Below are 332 nucleotides of genomic sequence, written 5' to 3'. Positions count from 1 at the left end.
TAGGGCGATTGAGAAAGGCAGACAGACACGATTTGTTTGGTGATTATCCAGTTCCAGAGCTAGGCTCTTATGTAGTGCTCCCCCTTGCTAAGCGAACTCCACTGGGTGTACTCGCTTTTTCTAGTGAAGATGGCGGACACTTCCAGCCTCATATGGACACGCTCTTTTTACGCCATTTAGCACTTGTTGTCGCTCATTTGGCGGACACCTTACCTTGGCAGATAAATAATGAGCCTAGAGCCCAAAATACCTCTTCCTAATAGCCTTCAAAAGCCGCTTTCTCGCTTCTATGAATATCTTAGAAGTGAGAAGGGACTCAGCTTACACACCCA

General features: G+C 46.7%; 1 protein-coding gene and 1 pseudogene. Both read left to right on the top strand.

Translation table 11 applies throughout. The features are described from left to right. Positions 1-260, top strand: a 260-nt coding sequence (locus tag AB4653_RS01510) for a DUF484 family protein (protein ID WP_372103148.1), incomplete at its 5' end; no start/stop codon positions are given. Beyond that, positions 229-332 (top strand): annotated as a pseudogene (locus tag AB4653_RS01505) (tyrosine recombinase XerC); the annotation flags it as partial. The gene AB4653_RS01510 and the pseudogene AB4653_RS01505, both read left to right, overlap by 32 nt.

The organism is Vibrio sp. 10N.222.48.A3 (assembly GCF_041475345.1).
Lineage (GTDB): Bacteria > Pseudomonadota > Gammaproteobacteria > Enterobacterales > Vibrionaceae > Vibrio > Vibrio tasmaniensis_A.
The sequence above is the reverse complement of the archived record's forward strand: the minus strand, read 5'-3'. Positions and strand labels throughout refer to the sequence as shown.